Source organism: Sulfitobacter sp. HI0129 (assembly GCF_001635395.1).
Taxonomy (GTDB): domain Bacteria; phylum Pseudomonadota; class Alphaproteobacteria; order Rhodobacterales; family Rhodobacteraceae; genus Sulfitobacter.
The window spans coordinates 1-1,700 of the sequence record NZ_LWGH01000515.1 but is presented as its reverse complement, the minus strand read 5'-3'; the positions used below and the strand labels follow the sequence as shown (position 1 = coordinate 1,700).

The following is a 1,700-nucleotide window of genomic DNA, read 5'->3' as shown; positions in this document are numbered from 1 at the left end:
TGGCGAAACGCACCTTGGTTTCCGAGACGGAGACCGCCACCGTAAGCTCGTCGTCATCCAGCAGCTTGCGCAGTTCATTGACCGTCTTGCGCGGAACGATGACGCCGGGCATGTCGGCAGCACCCTCGGGCAGGTCGGCGTCGATCCGGGCAAGGCGATGGCCATCGGTGGCCACGCAGCGCAATGCCCGACCGCCGCTGGCATCGGCCACATGCATGTAAACCCCGTTGAGGTAATAGCGCGTTTCCTCGGTCGAGATCGCGAATTTCGATTTGTCGAAGAGGCGCCGCAGCACCGGGGCCGGGGCACTGAAGTTCGACGCGTATTCCGAGGACGCCATGACTGGGAAATCCTCGCGTGGCAGGGTAGCGAGCGAGAAGTTGGAGCGCCCAGCCTCCACCGTCAGGCGCTGGGCTGCGGTATCCGACGTCAGCCGGATCAGCGCGCCGTCTGGCAGCTTGCGCACGATCTCATGCAGCAGGGTGGCCGATACGGTTGTCGCGCCCGCCCGTTCCACCTGCGCGCCGACCTTGTCCACCACCTCGATATCAAGATCGGTCGCACGGAAGGAAACGCTATCGCCGTCCGCCTCGATCAGCACGTTGGCGAGTATCGGAATGGTGTTCCGGCGCTCGACCACGGATTGCGCCTGCGACACTGCCTTGAGCAAGTCGGCGCGTTCGATGCTGAATTTCATGTATTGTCTCCTGCGGAAGGCCGGGACGGGCAAACTACCCGGTTCCCGCTCTATCACAAGACTTTTGTTGCTTTGCCGACCGGATTGCAAGCACCGCCGAAGGCCCGTGCCGGGCCTGTGCCCGGCCGTTGCAACTGTGCGTCAGGATTCCAGCGCGCGGCGGAGCAGTTCGAGGTCTTCGGCGATCTGCCCGTCCGTCTGCTTGAGCTCCTCGATCCGGCGGACACCGTGCATCACGGTGGTATGATCCCGCCCGCCGAAACGCCGCCCGATTTCCGGCAGCGACCGGCTGGTCATGTGCTTGCAGAGGTACATCGCCACCTGCCGGGGGCGCGCATAGCTGCGCAACCGCTTGGGGCCGATCATATCCGAAAGCCGGATGTTGTAGTGATCGCTCACCTTGCGCTGGATCTCCTCGACCGAGACCTTGCGTTCGGAGGCGCGCAGCACGTCGGCGAGACAGTCCTGCGTCAGCTCCATGTTGATCTCGCGCCCCACGAGCGAGGCGAAAGCGAAGAGTCGGGTAAGGGCGCCTTCCAGCACGCGCACGTTGGAGGTGATGCGATGGGCGAGAAACTCGAGAATACCGTCCTCGATGACCAGCGACGGGTAGCTCTGGCGCTGGGTCTCCACCTTGCTCTGCAGGATCCCCAGGCGGAGTTCGTAGTCCGTCGGGTGCAGGTCGACGACGAGGCCGCACTGGAGCCGCGATTTCACACGCTCTTCAAGGTCCTTGATCTCTCCGGGGGCGCGGTCGGCCGAAATGATGATCTGCTTGTGCTGGTCGACCAGCGCGTTGAAGGTGTGGAAGAATTCTTCCTGCGTGCTGTCCTTGCCCGCGATGAATTGCAGATCATCCACCATCAACACGTCGACGGAGCGGAAAAGCTCCTTGAAATCCATGATCGTCCGATCGCGCAGGGCCTGCACGAAACGGTACATGAACTGCTCGGCGGAAAGATAGAGCACGTTCATTTCCGGTTGCCGCTGGCCCAGTTCACGA

Annotated in this window: 2 protein-coding genes; both read right to left on the bottom strand. The window is 62.8% G+C overall.

Annotation, left to right across the window (positions count from 1 at the left end; all coding sequences use genetic code 11):
• Positions 1-697 (bottom strand): DNA polymerase III subunit beta (gene dnaN / locus A3764_RS14080; protein ID WP_067951694.1); only part of this gene is annotated, 697 nt, incomplete at its 3' end.
• Between the two features lie 141 nt (positions 698-838).
• Positions 839-1,700 (bottom strand): chromosomal replication initiator protein DnaA (gene dnaA, locus A3764_RS14075; RefSeq protein ID WP_067951693.1); only part of this gene is annotated, 862 nt, incomplete at its 5' end.